Source organism: Bacillus sp. FSL R5-0512 (genome assembly GCF_038593295.1).
GTDB lineage: Bacteria > Bacillota > Bacilli > Bacillales > Bacillaceae > Bacillus > Bacillus safensis.
The window spans coordinates 861,671-876,576 of sequence record NZ_CP151982.1 but is presented as its reverse complement, the minus strand read 5'-3'; the positions used below and the strand labels follow the sequence as shown (position 1 = coordinate 876,576).

The following is a 14,906-nucleotide window of genomic DNA, read 5'->3' as shown; positions in this document are numbered from 1 at the left end:
ACATCGCCCCCTGTTATTATTCACCTTGATAACTAGTGCGCCACTTGAGCAGACGCTTTTCTAACAGACGTACAAATGAATCTGTCAGCTTACCTACTACTGCAAAGATGATAATTCCTACAAACACTTTATCCGTTTGAGAGAATTGCCTTGCATCCATAATCATATAGCCGACCCCGCTGCTTGAACCCATCAACTCAGCTACCACTAAACCAAGCCAAGCAATTCCTAATGACAGTCTCACGCCCAGAAGAATATGAGGAAGAGCAGCCGGTAAAATCAGCTTTGTGATGCTTTGATACACATTAAACTCTAAGGCGCGAGCCACATCAAACAGCTTATTATCTACACTGCGAATACCTAGAAACGTATTAATATAAATCGGAAAAAAAGCCCCAAGTGCAATCAATAAAATTTTCGCTGTTTCATCAAAACCAAACCAGAGGATGAATAAAGGAGTGACCGCTAAATGTGGAACGGTTCTCAGCATTTGCAAGGTCGGATCTACATAATGCTCTGTTTTTTTAGAAAACCCTACGCATACGCCCAGCAAAAGACCTAAGCCTCCCCCTAGCAAAAATCCACATATCGCTCGATAAAGGCTGATGTATAGATGGCCAAACAGTTCACCAGAACGAATCAACTCTCGAAAGGATTCTGCAATCAAGACAGGCGAAGGCAAGACAGTGGAAGAAACGATTTGAGAACCAGCTATGATCTGCCAAACCGCAATAAGTAGAACAGGTAATACCAGTCCCTTTAACTTATATAAAGAAGAAGCTTTTCTCCTTTTTTTCTTTGCCCGCTCGATTTTAGATGCTAAAGCCGGATTCGATACAGCTTTCATTCATCCATCTCCTCTTTCAGCATTTTTTCAATAAACGAATTATCTACAACCTGATTAACATCAATTTTCCGCTGGATCGCCTTTGTTTTGTATTGAAAATCAGCGGTATGCTGCTGAGCATTGATGATCTTCTTCGAAATGGGCTTATTGAGTGGTTCCGTATTGTTTAATACTTGTGTGACGACCTTCTTATCTAAATTTTTTAAACGCGCATATAGAGTAGCAGCCTCTTCTGGATGTGCTTTTTGCCACTTCACTGCATGGTCATATACCTTTAAGAATTTCACTACTAGTTCAGGATGCTGATCAGCAAACTGAGTTCGAACAAGGGTGAAACCTGGAGAATATAAATCGGTCGCTTCCCCATTCACCAGCAGCTTTGCTCCTTTCTTTATCGTTTCAAGTGATAAGAACGGCTCCCAGATCGACCAAGCATCAACGGACCCATTTTCAAATGCTGATATCGCTTCATCTGGCTGAAGCTGAATGATCTGAACATCCTTCGCAGATAAACCTGCCTGATCTAATACTTTGTATAAAAAGTCAAAGCCGCTGCTACCTTTAGCGACAGCAATTTTTTTCCCTTGTAAGTCTTCTACTTTTTGAATCTCACTGTTCTTATTCACTAAAATACCGTTCGCTTTCAGCCCATCCTGAGATAAACCAATTTCCTTAAAATCAATACCAGCTGCCTGACCTGCTATAACAGGTGAGTTTCCAACTTGCGTGAAATCTAATTGATTTGCAGCAAGTCCTTCAAATTGGGGAGGTCCACTTTGAAACTCCACCCACTTTACCTTCACTCCTTCTTTTTCAAATGATTGTTCAAACCACCCCTTTTTCTTTGCTAAAAGCAGCGGGCTCAAACTTTGCTGAATCCCAATCCTAATTTCTTTCACCTTGTTTTCCGTGCCGTCTGCTGCTTGATCACACCCTGCTAAAACAAGCAGAAGACTCAAAAAGATAACGATCATTTGTTTCTTTTTCATGCGATTTCCCCTCCCTAAATCCCTAAGCCATCGGTTAGTAACAATTCATCTGTTTTCTCAAATTCTGAAAGCACCTTTTGTCTTAAGCTTTGAAAAGCGGTTGACGTTCTATCACGCGGAAAAGGCAGGTTCACAGGGAGAATCTTATGGATTCGGCCAGGTCTCGCTTGCATTAGCACAATTTCATTTCCTAAATAAATCGATTCATCAATATCATGAGTTACGAGCATCATCGTTGTTTTTTTCTCCTGCCAAATGTCCAGCAGCACATCCTGCAAGTGTTTTCGTGTGAATGCATCCAGTGCACCAAATGGTTCATCCAGCAATAAGATCTCCGGATCACGAAGGAGTGCTCTCGCAATGGCAACCCGTTGTGACATTCCTCCTGAAAGCTCATGTGGATAAGCATGTTCAAATCCTTTTAATCGAACAATTTCAATCAATTCATCCACTTTGCGGCGTACATCCTGTTGTTTTAAATTGAAATTGGCCGCTATGTTTTCTTCAACCGTCAGCCATGGAAACAGGCGGTGTTCCTGAAAGATAAAGCCCTGTTTCATTCCTGGTTCTGTGATCCGTCTGCCTCCTATCAAAATTTGCCCATCATACGCTGTGTCGAGGCCGCTTATGATCTTTAGCAATGTACTTTTCCCACATCCGCTCGGACCTATCACTGTCACAAATTCACCGGGAATAATGCTCAATCTTAAGTCTTCAAGTACCCGAATGGTCTGTTTGTCTTTCCAAAAGGATTTATCCACAATATCAATTGAAATCGTCATTGAAACCTCCACTCCTCTTACGATCAGATAAATACACAGAAAGGCCCTTATCCCAAAAAAGAGATAAGAGCCTTCGCGTTGTCCGATCAGCTAATCATATTGATTTGTTAGCACCATCGTAAATCATATTAATCCCATAAATCAACTCAAATTTATAAGATGGTTATTTTGTCCTTGTATGCTTTTCATCAATCCGATCGTAAATCGCTTCTATTCGTTCCTTGTTACTGTAAATCTCATATTTGTTCCGCTCAATCAAGATATTGAGTGTCAGATCCATATGTTTTCTGTATTTTTTTCGTTTTTTCTTTTTTTCCATCTTCTTCATCCTTTCTCATTCAAATAAAAAAAGGCTCTTCACTCATATTTGAGTGATAGAGCCTTCGGTTGACCGATCAGCCATTCTTGTTCGTGTTTTCAGTATGCTCATGTTAATACACACTATTCCTACCTGTCAACTATATTTATTGTTTTTTCAGATTTATCTAAAAAATGATTGACCGAGCAGGGAACAAGATTTATAGTCTTATTAAATATTTCTTATCAAAACAGTTGGTTTTATCTAACAAAAGGAGGATACACACATGTCAGAAGAACGTCCATTTCGTTTAGAAACAAAAGCCATTCACGCAGGTCAGGAGCTTGATTCAGCGACCTATTCAAGAGCCGTGCCTATTTACCAAACAAGCTCATTTGGTTTTAGAGACAGTGAGCATGCAGCGAATTTATTTGGTCTTCAGGAACCGGGAAATATTTATTCACGTATTATGAACCCTACAAATGACGTATTTGAAAAGCGTATCGCTGAGCTTGAAGGTGGAATTGGTGCACTTGCTGTTTCTTCTGGACAAGCAGCGACGACTTATTCTATTTTAAACATCGCAGGAGCCGGAGATGAAATCGTTTCCTCAAGCAGTCTTTATGGCGGCACCTACAATTTATTTGCCCATACACTCAAAAAACTCGGAATTACTGTAAAATTTGTCGATTCATCCAACCTTGAAGAACTCGAAGCAGCGATCACTGACAAAACAAAGGCAGTTTATGCAGAGAGCATTGGGAATCCAAAAGGCGACATTTTACATATTGAAGCCATCTCAGCCATTGCACACAAGCATCATATCCCGCTTATTGTTGACAATACACTCGCCAGCCCTTATTTATTAAGACCTATTGAATTCGGTGCAGACATTGTCGTCCACTCAGCGACGAAATTTATTGGCGGCCATGGTACATCAATTGGCGGCGTCATCGTTGATAGCGGCCGATTCCCTTGGGCTGACAGCGATAAGTTTAAAGGGCTGACTGAACCAGATCCAAGCTATCACGGGCTGACCTATACAGAAGCAATTGGAGAAGCGGCTTATATCACAAAAGCACGAGTACAGCTATTACGTGATTTAGGGGCAGCTCTGTCGCCATTCAACTCATTTTTACTTCTGCAGGGCTTAGAAACATTACACCTTCGTCTTGAGCGGCATAGTGAAAATGCATTGAAAACAGCACAATTCTTACAGGATCACCCTCTTGTCGATTGGGTAAGCTATCCAGGTCTTGAAAGTCACGAATCATATGAGCTTGCTCAAACCTATTTACCAAAAGGACAAGGCGCGATCCTCACATTCGGTATTAAAGGTGGACGCGAAGCAGGTAAAAAGCTCATTGATTCTGTCCAGCTTTTCTCCCATCTCGCAAACGTGGGTGATTCTAAATCCCTCATCATTCACCCTGCCAGCACAACGCATCAGCAATTAAGCGAGGCAGAACAAAAAGCGACAGGTGTCACACCAGAGCTCATTCGTTTATCTGTTGGAACAGAAGCGATTGAAGATATTCTTGAAGATCTTGAACAGGCGATGACAAAAAGTCAGTCTGAATGACATAGAAAAAAGCACACGGCTGTGTGCTTTTTTATTGTTTATTAATGATTGAGTAATCGAATGTCTTGGAAAGGATAAAATACAAATGAGGTAGTTCCTTGAATATCACGCTTTGTAAAAAGACCTAAGCCGTTGCGGCTGTCCATTGAATTTTGGCGGTTGTCCCCCATGACAAAGTACTTTCCTTTTGGAACAGTCAAAGGGCCAAAATCAGGTGTCAGCAAGGTGCCATCTGCAGCTGCTTTCTTTTTGTTTGACGCTAAGTAAGGCTCCGCCACTTTTTTTCCATTAACATATAGCTGATCATTTTTCATTTCAATTTTATCACCAGGTAAACCAATCAATCGTTTGACATAATGAGTGCTGCGGTCTTCCCCATCAAGAACAATGATCTGTCCCCGTTTATAATCACCGAAATAATCAACCGTTTTATTCACAAACACCCGCTCTGTATCATGCAATGTCGGATACATGGAAGATCCTTTGACAATGTATGGCGCGAATAAAAAGTTGCGAATGATAAAAACAGCTATAAATGCGATTAAGATGGCTTTGATCCAGCCCCATAATTCTGATTTCTTTTTTTGTGTTTTTGTATTTGTTGTCATAAGCTCCTCCTGAATTCCCCAAGGACGAAATGTGTGTCACCAGCTGCCAGCCGGCGTCACGCTTGTTTCTCCCTAAATATAAACATATTTTGCCAACAAATCAAGCGAAGAGAGAGAAAAAGGCAAGCACCTTTCTGTGCTTGCCCAAAACTCAGTTAGTTAGCAGAAGAATCCGCTTCTTTTTCTTTGTTTGCTTTACCATAGAAATAATCCGATGGATTCACTGGTTTGAAATCAGATAACTTATGGAATCGAAGTAGATCCCTATAGAGCACTTTATCTGAAAGACTTAACTGATTATCAACACGGGCTTTAATCGCCTCTGTCTTTTTATTTTGTTTCACCACTTTACCTGTTTTCGTATCATAAACGGTATTATCGACAAGTGTGTATTTCGGTGTCACATAGTTTCCATTACGGAAGGCAACAGTCTCATCATGCTTTTTAGAGAATAGGTCTGTTCCAAAATTCACGAATTCATTTGAATCAATACCTTGTAAGTGAAGAAGTGTTGGCATAACGTCGACTTCACCACCATACGTATGGTTCACGCCGCCCTTCTTACCGGGAATACGTATCATAAGCGGAACACGCTGGTTTTGTGCATTTTGATAAGGAGTGATTTCTTTCCCTTGAATTTCACTCATTGCACGGTTATGGTTCTCAGAAATACCGTTATGGTCACCATATAATAAAATGACTGAGTCTTTATACATACCTGATTTTTTCAAGTCTTTGAAGAATTGCTCTAATGACTCATCTAAATATCTTGCTGTTTGGAAATAGTTATCGACTGTTTTATCGCCAGTTGTTGCCTTAGCGATTGTCGCATCTTTTTCATCTAAATTAAATGGATAGTGATTTGTCAGTGTCATTAAATGTGCATAAAATGGCTTTTTCATTGATTCTAGCATTGGAATTGATTCTTTGAAGAACGGTTTATCCTTCAGACCCATATTCACAAGGTTTTCTTCATCCATGTTGTAATAGGAAGCATCAAAGAATTGATCAATTCCCATATGTTTATAAATCGTGTCACGGTTCCAGAAAGATTTATAGTCCCCGTGAAGCACTGCACTCGTATAGCCTGCTTTTTGATCTAGGATGGCAGGTAGTGATTGGAAGGTATTTTCACCCTTTGTCACAAATGCTGCTCCCTCTGGCAAGCCAAACATACTATTATCCATCATCAGCTCAGCATCTGATGTCTTCCCTTGACCAGTCTGATGGAAGAAGTTATCGAAATACGTAAAGTCGTCTTTCCCATGAGCCAGTTTGTTTAAGAATGGAGTCACTTCTTCTCCATTTAATTTGTAGTCAATTAAGAAAGACTGGAAGCTTTCTAAATGAATTTTAATAATGTTTTTACCTTTTGCTTTCCCAAAATACTCTGCATTTGGCTTCGCATAGTGAGAAGACGTATAGTTCACAACATCCGTTAAATCTTCACTGCTTGCATTTGCTACCTGTGTTGCGTTTTGTGCTGCTTGTACCCCGTCATAAATCGTATAATTATAAACACCTAAGTATTTGACAACATACTTATGATCAAAGGTTCTTGTTAATAATTCTGGACGATCCTTTTCAGCCAAATGAAGGTTTACAAAGAACAGTCCAATACCTGCAGCTACAATCAGCAGTGCAAACGTCTTTTTCATTTGGAACTTCTTCACTTCTGGTCTCCAAATGACAATCGCAATCAAGATGATAATATCAAGGAAGTATAAAAGGTCATGCGGCTTAATGCTTGCTAACACACCGCCAGTCATGCCTCCCCCAAGATTTCCTGCCTGCTTCATTGTTGAGAAAGTCAAAAAGTCATCAAAGAAACGGTAATACGCTACATTTGCATATAAAAGTGCGGTCATAATAAAATCAATAACAATTAAAACAATGGCAGATTTACGCCCCTTCAAAAAGAGAGCAAGTCCAAAAAACACGATGGCTGAACTAAATGGATTCAATAAGAGAAGCCCCTCTTGAAAAGAACCTTTTACTCCTAAATTAAAGTCCATTTTGTAGGCTGTGTACGATTTTGCCCAGAATAAAAGGACAGCCAAAACAAAAAAGCTATATTTGTTTGCAAATATTTTTTTCATAAAACCTCTTCTTTCTTATCATCGTTCTGATATAAATGAAATCATAAAAAATTTACATTCATTTTGCAAATGTAAATCTTCTTCGCCAAGCATGCCGATGCTCTGTCTCCGCCGGATACATGCGCTCCTTTAATATAACGAATGAGAAGCATCATAAGTTTCAAAAAAATACGAGTAAATAAAAGGAAAAATATCCATTTACATTAAATTTACGCACACTTCATGTTTTAGTGGATGAAGAAGGTTTTGTAAATCACTCAGTATTACTTTACTTTTTTCATCTATTCGTGTCAAAGTAATTATAAAGAAAAGGAAGAATCACCTAGGCTTTTCGACTCATTTACCCAAATTTATACAAAATTCGATCCATGCTTCTTTTATTGTGACTCAACCTCCATTAATCCATGTACTTCCTAAAAAAACAGTTTAAATCAAAAAAAGCTTGATTTCCCCTACTGATGTGCGGTGTGATAAAGAGGTAGAACTTGATCACAACACTTATATGTTCATGACAAAAAAAAATCAGGCTGGAGGACATCACATGAAGATGAACAAACAAATCAACACTTTTGAAGAGAGATTTTCAGAAGATGTAATCACTATCATTGCTGTTACAGGACCTTCTGGCGTAGGGGCAGGAAAAGCAGGACAGGCACCTCTTTGGACCGCTTCTATTCCACTGATTGCTTGGAAAGAAAACGGTCATATCACAACCGAAAATGTAAGACTTTGCTGGCTAACAGATGACGAGGGATTAAGGGAAAAACAGGCACAATTACATAAAGAATCAATCGTTACACTTCAGGTTCGAAAAGGCGAAGGTGAATTCATGCTTGTATCTTTGATTGATACAGATACACAGGATCAAGCGCTTCAAGAAATTTTAGAAGAAGCCCAAAAGCCTGTGTATTATCATGATGACATACTTGGAACCTTTGAGTTAGTAAAAGGACTAGACTTATTTGAAAAAACGATCCAATGGAGCAATGAAGAATGCCTTCTCTACTTTAACCTCGAAGAAGATGAAAAAATAAATGACTCTCTTCGAACAGCAAACCACCTCATGCAAGAACAGGCCAAATGGGATTCTTCTATTAAATCATTTGCCGCGAATCAGCTGATAGATCTAGCAAAGGATTGGCAGGAACAAGACGAATCAGCTGAAGAGCAAGAAGAACTCACAATGAATCAATTTATAAGCCGCATTTCACTTGAAAGCCTGCATGTTTACCCTGAGGGAGAGTTAGAAGTCTACTATCATGACGGTGATTTATTTTGGGGGCATGTCATTATTGTCAAAGGAAATATAAATGGCACATTTCATGATGCACATATTGCAGGCTAAAGGCTGGAGGAATAACCCATGGAAATCAAAGCTTTTCAAGAATTAAATCTGTTTGGGAAAACGCCAGTCATCGCCAAAATTGGCGGCTTCCGTCCTGATCCAGCTGTACACAGCTGGTTTGCAGGCCATTTTTTCATCGATCCTAATCAAGGCTGGCCGATAGATCAAGATGGAGCCATGATTCCGATTTTACAAATTTATTTACCAGAAGTGCCAGGAGGAATGAACGGCTTCAATGAATGTAAGCTGATTCAAATTTTTCTTAATCAGAATACACTTCCGATTGATATCACCAAAAACGGTGAAGGCTGGAAGCTCATTGAATATTCATCAATCGAAGGTTTAGAAGTAGCTGAAACTCCTGAAGAAGTGAGAGGGCTCAAAGCTTTTCAAATCCAATGGAACAAAAGTGAGCAAAGGGACTTCCCTTGCTGGGAAGAGGCATGGTCATATGTGGACCTAACAGAAGTAAACGAAAGTGAAGAAGCGACAGACCACTTCTTTAATCAATACACAAATTATTCGTTCACAAAAATCGGTGGATATGGGGCGTATATTCAATCCCCGCCCCATCAACAACAAGGCGAATTCATGCTCCAAATCGCCTCAGAAGAAAAACCTCGTTTCATGATTGGTGATAACGGCACGATGTATTTCTATTATGACCAAGAATCAAAAGAATGGTTTATGCACTGGGATTGTTTTTAACGTTTATTGAATGAAACCTCGCCTTCTCCTAAACCTAATGAGTAACAATGAAAGGAGGCAGCAAAATGGGATTCATTCTAGACATCTTTTCACTTGCTGTGTATATCCCTTTTCTACAAGTGGATGAAGAGGAGATCTCGAGGAACGCAGCACATCTCAAAAAATATAGCTGGTTTCAAGCACTATTACATGAACAAACTTGCAGGGAGCTCATCATTTATGATCCCGATGTTCGACGTGTCATAGGCAGGTTTAAAACGGAGAAACTCCATAAGAAGCGATACAACTTAAGATGCGAACGTAAATTACTGCAAGCATTACAACGCGCATTCTAAACTGACAACAAGAGCCGCACTTTCCTGTGGCTCTTGTTTTATTAATAGAATCGTTCCTTTTGAAGAAAACATTTGACGCCTGGACAACTCTCCCCGTATATTATGTATAAATCCATCTTTTTCAAAGAAAAGGGGGCCTCACATGCGCTTATTTAAGAACTGGAGAAAAAAGCAGCCTGCACAGCAAATCACTTCAGAAAAGCAAGAAGACAGCATCCCAGTCAACTTCTCCACACTTCCCTTTGGCACAGACACCGTCGATGATTTTTTGTTCAACCTAGACCTGACCTCCAAGCTCACAGATCCCTATAAAGAAACAGATACGAACAAGCTTACCTAGATCTTCGTAAATCCTCATCCAATACTGGATGATTTTTTTATACTCAATGAAAGGTGTATCCAATGAAAACATATTATATCGTCAGACACTGCCAAGCAGATGGACAATCTAAAGCTGCAGCTTTAACACCACAAGGCATCACTCAATCTCATGAACTGGCACAGTTTTTTTCCAGCATTCATCTCAATCAAATTATCTCAAGTCCTTATAAACGAGCGATCCAAACTACTGAGCCCCTTGCTCATGCAAAACAGCTCGAGATAAAAATCGATCAGCGCCTCTCTGAACGTGTATTAAGCAGCAAACCAATAGACGATTGGTTTGAGAAGCTAAAGCTCAGTTTTACAGACTTACATATGACCTGTGAAGGCGGAGAATCGAGCCAAGAAGCCATGAATCGTATTGTAGAAGCACTACACGAACAAATAAAATTAGAAAAAGATCATACCCTATTCGTCACACATGGCAATATCATGAGCCTGCTTCTTAAACACGCTGATCCAACGATTGGATTCGAGGAGTGGAAGAAACTAAGCAATCCAGATGTCTATATTCTGAAATATTTTAGTCCAGATCATATAGAAACAAAGCGAATATGGCATTAAAAAAACGGCAGAATGAACTCTGCCGTTTTCTCATCTATTGCTGATAATAAAATGCCTCTACCCACTCATACGGCCTTTTACGCTCCGCACACCATGTCATAAAGCCTCTTGTCTCCGTCTGCTGAAATGCCATCCAATCCGTTAAAAGCTGGCCATAATAGACAGCTTGTTTTTGAACATTCGTACGAGTTCTTTGATCTTGAATCAGTATCATAACATTTTCAATCCCTTGAATTCTCTCTTGATCCTTCTCATAGGTGCTTAAATAAAGATCTTCATGTATATGGTGAAACGAATACCATAAGGCCGATAAATAGATTTCACAAATTTGAACAATCACACGCTGTTCCTTGCTGCCCCCAAGCTCTAGTGCCTTCAATAAATGAGGCAGCCCTTCTCCCTGATGCACAAACAAACCTTGCCAGCGATACGGTCTCACATCCAATGGATCAACATTCTCCCACTCTTGAAGAACAGGCTGGATCACCCCATTTACGAGCGGATACACAAGCAGATGATGACCATCCTCAAACCGTTCAATCCACTCAAACAGCCAAGCAGTAAATATACGCTGTACTTCAAAATCGTTCTCCTTCATCTCTTCAATAAAGGCCTGAAGAACTTTTAGCGCATCTTTACGCAGGCCCTGTTCTTTTCTCACACAGTACTGTCTAAAAAGAGGATAATCATTTACTCCCTCGTCTTGAATAATAGCCTGTAATATCGTCTTCGTTTGCATGATCACAACGCCGCCTCTTTACATCCATTCTTTTCTATGTTCATGAATAAATTGAATGTCTTTTTGATAATGTTCAAGATGTCCTTCTTGAATCATGTTTTGAAAAGCGATATCACCCTCACACGCTTGTCGTTTCATATACTGACATAACCCTTCTAAACGAAGCAGCACCATATCCAAATAATCTTCTGCTATTTCCTCGCCATAAGATTCAAAAAACAGTTTGACTCTATGCTTTATCTGGTCTGCATGGTCTAATGAAAGATAATTCACGACCTCCCCTGTTTCAGTGCGAAAAAATCTACTGAGAGGCACACATGTATAAAGGGTATATGCGATATCCCAAAGCCTTGGACCAGGAGCAGCTACATCAAAATCAATAATCCCTACTGGTTTTTTATCCTTGAAAATGATGTTGTACATCGCAAAATCATTATGGCAAACAACCTCTATGTTGTTAGGCGTATTGTCCATTCGTTCCCAATCATCTGAAATGGAGAAGTCCTGAACAGCATCATGATAAAGCCTTAACATGCTCGCTATTTCTTTTAAAACATCGTGAGTACACATGTATTCTTTTAAAGGATCATGACCGGCCACGCCATCAATAAAGGACAATACCTCTCTACCTTGTTCATCAACCCCTAAAAACTTTGGAGCATAGGAGAAATTCTTTTTTTCTAAATGCTTTAGCAGCTTTCGTATATTGATATTGTCTGACTTTACTTCTCGACGAACCGTATCTCCAGAACGATATACGTTCGAGACATTGCCACCTGTCAATAACTCCTCATGATCATTTTGTTTTTTCATAAATTCTCCCCTCATACTGGGTCATGTCAGCTAAAGATGTGTATGTACCCACAAATATTCATTTAGTTACACAAAGATGGTTCACTGTTTTATGTGAATGCGCTACTCCATTTTGTTTCCTTACATGGTTAAATGTATCGTACCAAATGTTACAAAACAACTAAAGATTATACTGTTAACAGTAGTACATGCTCATTCTATTCTAATAGGTTTTTATTTTTATCTAAATAACTCATTTAAACCACAAAAAAACGTTTCACCACGAGGGTGAAACGTTAGGTTGACGGTAAAAACCACTCATGAAACTTTTAATAGATATTGGAGGCCGGGGTCGAACCGCACTCCTTGATAAATTATTCCAAAAAGTCAAGGTATACTTTCTTAAAGTAAAGCACCCGTTAATGATATAAGAATTAAAGTTCTTCTTGATATATTTCTGATTTTATCGGCTTTAAACTCAAAGGTATTTTAAACTCATGAATACTTTCAATATGATTAAAAAAATGATCGATATCGTCATAATCCATTGACCATTCTTCTACCACCTTTAACTTTTTTAACTCGCTTGTTGGTTTAAATAAAAATTCACAGTGTAGTTGTTCCATGTGAGAATATTCATCTTCTTCATAAACTGTAAACTGACGTACAAAGTCAAAATGAAATAGTTCCTCTCCTGTAAAATCATAGACACCACACTGAAATAAAATTTCTTTATCTTCTTCGCCCTCAACTGTCACCTTTGAAAAAGCCTTAAATGTTTCCCAAACCTTTTTTATATCATCGTTATCTTCACCAATGCTATCTTTAAGATAACTTTCAGCATTTTTAACCGTAATCATTACAACACCTCTTGTGTACAATTTATCCAATCCTTCTTCAATTATCCTGCCCCTTTAGTTTAATAATAAGGCAACCATCAATAAAGTAAAAGTTAATCTCCTTAATATGTTCCTCTTAGCTAATTCACCCTTTCAGCAGTGAACGCGATTTGAAGTAATTTTGTCGTATGAAGAAGCAGCTAAAAAACAAATAAAAAACGTCCTCCTACAATTTGTAGAAAGACGTTTTAAACGTTGATATTCCTTAATTCTTCTGTAATTGACGACAATAAAGAATATCTAAAACTAGATACCGGTGGCCGGGGTCGAACCGGCACTCCGTGAGGAACACGATTTTGAGTCGTGCGCGTCTGCCAATTCCGCCACACCGGCATGATCATTAAAGAGCGCATCTTATATTAAAAAACAATGGTGCCGAGGGCCGGACTTGAACCGGCACGGTAGTCACCTACCGCAGGATTTTAAGTCCTGTGTGTCTGCCAATTCCACCACCCCGGCAGTCTTTTCAAAAAAGGCGACACCCGGATTTGAACCGGGGATAAAGGTTTTGCAGACCTCTGCCTTACCACTTGGCTATGCCGCCATTATTGGAGCGGAAGACGGGATTCGAACCCGCGACCCCCACCTTGGCAAGGTGGTGTTCTACCACTGAACTACTTCCGCACATCAACTGGGCTAGCTGGATTCGAACCAACGCATGACGGAGTCAAAGTCCGTTGCCTTACCGCTTGGCTATAGCCCAATAATAAAATGGGGCGATTGATGGGAATCGAACCCACGAGTGCCAGAGCCACAATCTGGTGCGTTAACCACTTCGCCACAACCGCCATAGATGTTATGAATCATATTAAGAAATTGGCAGGGGCAGTAGGAATCGAACCCACACCGGAGGTTTTGGAGACCTCTGTTCTACCTTTAAACTATGCCCCTATGAAAATAAAAAATGGTGGAGGGGGGCGGATTCGAACCGCCGAACCCGGAGGGAGCGGATTTACAGTCCGCCGCGTTTAGCCACTTCGCTACCCCTCCACTTTTGAAAAACAGTGCCGGCAAGAGGACTTGAACCCCCAACCTACTGATTACAAGTCAGTTGCTCTACCAGTTGAGCTACACCGGCAAATAGTGGTGGCTCGGGACGGAATCGAACCGCCGACACACGGATTTTCAGTCCGTTGCTCTACCAACTGAGCTACCGAGCCAAGTATTCTTTTGAAAAATGGCGGTCCGGACGGGACTCGAACCCGCGACCTCCTGCGTGACAGGCAGGCATTCTAACCAACTGAACTACCGGACCATTTTGGTTGCGGGGGCAGGATTTGAACCTGCGACCTTCGGGTTATGAGCCCGACGAGCTACCGAACTGCTCCACCCCGCGACGATATAAAAGATATGGTGGAGGATGACGGGCTCGAACCGCCGACCCTCTGCTTGTAAGGCAGATGCTCTCCCAGCTGAGCTAATCCTCCGAATAAAAAATGCTGGTGTATATTCTATAAAAATGGTGACCCGTACGGGATTCGAACCCGTGTTACCGCCGTGAAAGGGCGGTGTCTTAACCGCTTGACCAACGGGCCCTTTATTATGTAAATTGTGGCGGAGAGCAAGGGATTCGAACCCTTGAGACGGGGTTACCGCCTACACGATTTCCAATCGTGCTCCTTCGGCCACTCGGACAGCTCTCCAAATTGGCTCCGCAGGTAGGATTCGAACCTACGACCGATCGGTTAACAGCCGATAGCTCTACCACTGAGCTACTGCGGAATGAAGAAAGCCTGGCGATGTCCTACTCTCACAGGGGGAAACCCCCAACTACCATCGGCGCTGAAGAGCTTAACTTCCGTGTTCGGTATGGGAACGGGTGTGACCTCTTCGCCATCATCACCAGACAATTTAGTGACAAAAGATATTATACTATGTATTCAAAATAAATCAAGAGATATTTTAAAAATGTTCTCTCAAAACTAGATAACAATGTTC

15 protein-coding genes, 16 tRNA genes and 1 rRNA gene are annotated in these 14,906 nt (G+C 40.5%); 6 read left to right on the top strand and 26 right to left on the bottom strand.

The genetic code is table 11. The features are described 5' to 3' along the window. Nucleotides 1-16 precede the first annotated feature (16 nt). The 4 genes from NSQ25_RS04410 to NSQ25_RS04395 all read right to left on the bottom strand — a co-directional run bounded on the left by NSQ25_RS04410 (nucleotide 17) and on the right by NSQ25_RS04395 (nucleotide 2,937). Nucleotides 17-847: an ABC transporter permease gene (locus NSQ25_RS04410; RefSeq protein ID WP_034282306.1), complete on the bottom strand. Its 831-nt coding sequence runs from the start codon at nucleotides 845-847 to the stop codon at nucleotides 17-19. Beyond that, entirely contained in the window at nucleotides 844-1,836 is a 993-nt protein-coding gene (locus NSQ25_RS04405) for an aliphatic sulfonate ABC transporter substrate-binding protein (protein ID WP_065214160.1), read from the bottom strand. Before NSQ25_RS04405 ends, NSQ25_RS04410 begins: the two co-directional genes overlap by 4 nt. Before the next feature lie 14 nt (nucleotides 1,837-1,850). Then, complete coding sequence (locus NSQ25_RS04400; RefSeq protein WP_024427408.1) at nucleotides 1,851-2,618, bottom strand: ABC transporter ATP-binding protein; 768 nt, start codon at nucleotides 2,616-2,618, stop codon at nucleotides 1,851-1,853. A gap of 163 nt (nucleotides 2,619-2,781) precedes the next feature. After that, nucleotides 2,782-2,937 carry an FbpB family small basic protein gene (locus NSQ25_RS04395; protein WP_065214159.1) on the bottom strand — a complete coding sequence of 52 codons (156 nt, stop codon included), beginning with the start codon at nucleotides 2,935-2,937 and terminating at the stop codon, nucleotides 2,782-2,784. 265 nt (nucleotides 2,938-3,202) lie between these two features. On the opposite strand from NSQ25_RS04395, the gene NSQ25_RS04390 reads away from it, so the two are divergent. Then, the gene (locus NSQ25_RS04390) at nucleotides 3,203-4,498 is read left to right on the top strand and encodes a homocysteine synthase (RefSeq protein WP_326136646.1); all 1,296 of its coding nucleotides are present in this window, start codon (nucleotides 3,203-3,205) and stop codon (nucleotides 4,496-4,498) included. Between the two features lie 41 nt (nucleotides 4,499-4,539). Here NSQ25_RS04390 and lepB read toward each other — a convergent pair whose 3' ends face one another. Next, the gene (gene lepB, locus NSQ25_RS04385) at nucleotides 4,540-5,106 is read right to left on the bottom strand and encodes a signal peptidase I (protein WP_024425343.1); all 567 of its coding nucleotides are present in this window, start codon (nucleotides 5,104-5,106) and stop codon (nucleotides 4,540-4,542) included. Nucleotides 5,107-5,261: 155 nt separating this feature from the next. After that, nucleotides 5,262-7,205 (bottom strand): LTA synthase family protein, encoded by a 1,944-nt coding sequence (locus NSQ25_RS04380; RefSeq protein WP_024427404.1) that lies wholly within the window; start codon nucleotides 7,203-7,205, stop codon nucleotides 5,262-5,264. A 541-nt stretch (nucleotides 7,206-7,746) separates the two neighbouring features. On the opposite strand from NSQ25_RS04380, the gene NSQ25_RS04375 reads away from it, so the two are divergent. From NSQ25_RS04375 to NSQ25_RS04355, 5 genes are all read left to right on the top strand, one after another. Further along, on the top strand, nucleotides 7,747-8,550 hold the full coding sequence (locus NSQ25_RS04375) for a DUF2262 domain-containing protein (protein ID WP_326136647.1): 804 nt from the start codon (nucleotides 7,747-7,749) through the stop codon (nucleotides 8,548-8,550). 18 nt (nucleotides 8,551-8,568) lie between these two features. Further along, nucleotides 8,569-9,258 carry a DUF1963 domain-containing protein gene (locus tag NSQ25_RS04370; RefSeq protein WP_326136648.1) on the top strand — a complete coding sequence of 230 codons (690 nt, stop codon included), beginning with the start codon at nucleotides 8,569-8,571 and terminating at the stop codon, nucleotides 9,256-9,258. Nucleotides 9,259-9,323: 65 nt separating this feature from the next. After that, complete coding sequence (locus NSQ25_RS04365) at nucleotides 9,324-9,593, top strand: hypothetical protein (RefSeq protein ID WP_061109579.1); 270 nt, start codon at nucleotides 9,324-9,326, stop codon at nucleotides 9,591-9,593. A 142-nt stretch (nucleotides 9,594-9,735) separates the two neighbouring features. Then, nucleotides 9,736-9,933: a hypothetical protein gene (locus tag NSQ25_RS04360; protein WP_034282315.1), complete on the top strand. Its 198-nt coding sequence runs from the start codon at nucleotides 9,736-9,738 to the stop codon at nucleotides 9,931-9,933. Between the two features lie 62 nt (nucleotides 9,934-9,995). Then, nucleotides 9,996-10,538 (top strand): histidine phosphatase family protein, encoded by a 543-nt coding sequence (locus NSQ25_RS04355; RefSeq protein WP_034282317.1) that lies wholly within the window; start codon nucleotides 9,996-9,998, stop codon nucleotides 10,536-10,538. A gap of 34 nt (nucleotides 10,539-10,572) precedes the next feature. On the opposite strand, the gene NSQ25_RS04350 is transcribed toward NSQ25_RS04355, so the two are convergent. The 20 genes from NSQ25_RS04350 to rrf form a co-directional block, all read right to left on the bottom strand. After that, complete coding sequence (locus tag NSQ25_RS04350; RefSeq protein WP_326136667.1) at nucleotides 10,573-11,277, bottom strand: hypothetical protein; 705 nt, start codon at nucleotides 11,275-11,277, stop codon at nucleotides 10,573-10,575. Nucleotides 11,278-11,295: 18 nt separating this feature from the next. Beyond that, nucleotides 11,296-12,090, bottom strand: coding sequence for a phosphotransferase (locus tag NSQ25_RS04345; RefSeq protein ID WP_034282318.1), 795 nt, complete (start codon nucleotides 12,088-12,090; stop codon nucleotides 11,296-11,298). Between the two features lie 413 nt (nucleotides 12,091-12,503). After that, the gene (locus NSQ25_RS04340) at nucleotides 12,504-12,929 is read right to left on the bottom strand and encodes a hypothetical protein (RefSeq protein ID WP_252050285.1); all 426 of its coding nucleotides are present in this window, start codon (nucleotides 12,927-12,929) and stop codon (nucleotides 12,504-12,506) included. A 290-nt stretch (nucleotides 12,930-13,219) separates the two neighbouring features. Next, a tRNA-Leu gene (locus NSQ25_RS04335) sits at nucleotides 13,220-13,301 on the bottom strand. A gap of 37 nt (nucleotides 13,302-13,338) precedes the next feature. Beyond that, nucleotides 13,339-13,427 (bottom strand) — tRNA-Leu (locus tag NSQ25_RS04330). Between the two features lie 14 nt (nucleotides 13,428-13,441). Then, nucleotides 13,442-13,512: transfer RNA gene (locus NSQ25_RS04325), tRNA-Cys, on the bottom strand. A 5-nt stretch (nucleotides 13,513-13,517) separates the two neighbouring features. Next, nucleotides 13,518-13,592 (bottom strand) — tRNA-Gly (locus NSQ25_RS04320). Nucleotides 13,593-13,599: 7 nt separating this feature from the next. Next, nucleotides 13,600-13,671 (bottom strand) — tRNA-Gln (locus NSQ25_RS04315). A gap of 9 nt (nucleotides 13,672-13,680) precedes the next feature. Beyond that, a tRNA-His gene (locus NSQ25_RS04310) sits at nucleotides 13,681-13,756 on the bottom strand. Between the two features lie 29 nt (nucleotides 13,757-13,785). Next, a tRNA-Trp gene (locus NSQ25_RS04305) sits at nucleotides 13,786-13,859 on the bottom strand. Nucleotides 13,860-13,873: 14 nt separating this feature from the next. Next, nucleotides 13,874-13,958: transfer RNA gene (locus NSQ25_RS04300), tRNA-Tyr, on the bottom strand. 15 nt (nucleotides 13,959-13,973) lie between these two features. Continuing rightward, nucleotides 13,974-14,046: transfer RNA gene (locus NSQ25_RS04295), tRNA-Thr, on the bottom strand. Nucleotides 14,047-14,052: 6 nt separating this feature from the next. After that, a tRNA-Phe gene (locus tag NSQ25_RS04290) sits at nucleotides 14,053-14,128 on the bottom strand. An 18-nt stretch (nucleotides 14,129-14,146) separates the two neighbouring features. Continuing rightward, a tRNA-Asp gene (locus tag NSQ25_RS04285) sits at nucleotides 14,147-14,223 on the bottom strand. A 4-nt stretch (nucleotides 14,224-14,227) separates the two neighbouring features. After that, nucleotides 14,228-14,304: transfer RNA gene (locus tag NSQ25_RS04280), tRNA-Met, on the bottom strand. Nucleotides 14,305-14,319: 15 nt separating this feature from the next. After that, nucleotides 14,320-14,395: transfer RNA gene (locus NSQ25_RS04275), tRNA-Val, on the bottom strand. A 33-nt stretch (nucleotides 14,396-14,428) separates the two neighbouring features. After that, nucleotides 14,429-14,503 (bottom strand) — tRNA-Glu (locus tag NSQ25_RS04270). A 17-nt stretch (nucleotides 14,504-14,520) separates the two neighbouring features. Then, nucleotides 14,521-14,611 (bottom strand) — tRNA-Ser (locus tag NSQ25_RS04265). 4 nt (nucleotides 14,612-14,615) lie between these two features. Next, nucleotides 14,616-14,690 (bottom strand) — tRNA-Asn (locus tag NSQ25_RS04260). A gap of 9 nt (nucleotides 14,691-14,699) precedes the next feature. Beyond that, nucleotides 14,700-14,815 (bottom strand): 5S ribosomal RNA (gene rrf / locus NSQ25_RS04255). Nucleotides 14,816-14,906 lie beyond the last annotated feature (91 nt).

Coding starts and splice junctions, on each gene's coding strand:
- NSQ25_RS04375 (WP_326136647.1), top strand. CDS start 7,747: ATGAAGATGAACAAACAAATCAACACTTTTGAAGAGAGATTTTCAGAA.
- NSQ25_RS04345 (WP_034282318.1), bottom strand. CDS start 12,090: ATGAAAAAACAAAATGATCATGAGGAGTTATTGACAGGTGGCAATGTC.
- NSQ25_RS04360 (WP_034282315.1), top strand. CDS start 9,736: ATGCGCTTATTTAAGAACTGGAGAAAAAAGCAGCCTGCACAGCAAATC.
- NSQ25_RS04340 (WP_252050285.1), bottom strand. CDS start 12,929: ATGATTACGGTTAAAAATGCTGAAAGTTATCTTAAAGATAGCATTGGT.
- NSQ25_RS04395 (WP_065214159.1), bottom strand. CDS start 2,937: ATGGAAAAAAAGAAAAAACGAAAAAAATACAGAAAACATATGGATCTG.
- NSQ25_RS04365 (WP_061109579.1), top strand. CDS start 9,324: ATGGGATTCATTCTAGACATCTTTTCACTTGCTGTGTATATCCCTTTT.
- NSQ25_RS04405 (WP_065214160.1), bottom strand. CDS start 1,836: ATGAAAAAGAAACAAATGATCGTTATCTTTTTGAGTCTTCTGCTTGTT.
- NSQ25_RS04410 (WP_034282306.1), bottom strand. CDS start 847: ATGAAAGCTGTATCGAATCCGGCTTTAGCATCTAAAATCGAGCGGGCA.
- NSQ25_RS04355 (WP_034282317.1), top strand. CDS start 9,996: ATGAAAACATATTATATCGTCAGACACTGCCAAGCAGATGGACAATCT.
- NSQ25_RS04370 (WP_326136648.1), top strand. CDS start 8,569: ATGGAAATCAAAGCTTTTCAAGAATTAAATCTGTTTGGGAAAACGCCA.
- NSQ25_RS04380 (WP_024427404.1), bottom strand. CDS start 7,205: ATGAAAAAAATATTTGCAAACAAATATAGCTTTTTTGTTTTGGCTGTC.
- NSQ25_RS04390 (WP_326136646.1), top strand. CDS start 3,203: ATGTCAGAAGAACGTCCATTTCGTTTAGAAACAAAAGCCATTCACGCA.
- lepB (WP_024425343.1), bottom strand. CDS start 5,106: ATGACAACAAATACAAAAACACAAAAAAAGAAATCAGAATTATGGGGC.
- NSQ25_RS04400 (WP_024427408.1), bottom strand. CDS start 2,618: ATGACGATTTCAATTGATATTGTGGATAAATCCTTTTGGAAAGACAAA.
- NSQ25_RS04350 (WP_326136667.1), bottom strand. CDS start 11,277: ATGCAAACGAAGACGATATTACAGGCTATTATTCAAGACGAGGGAGTA.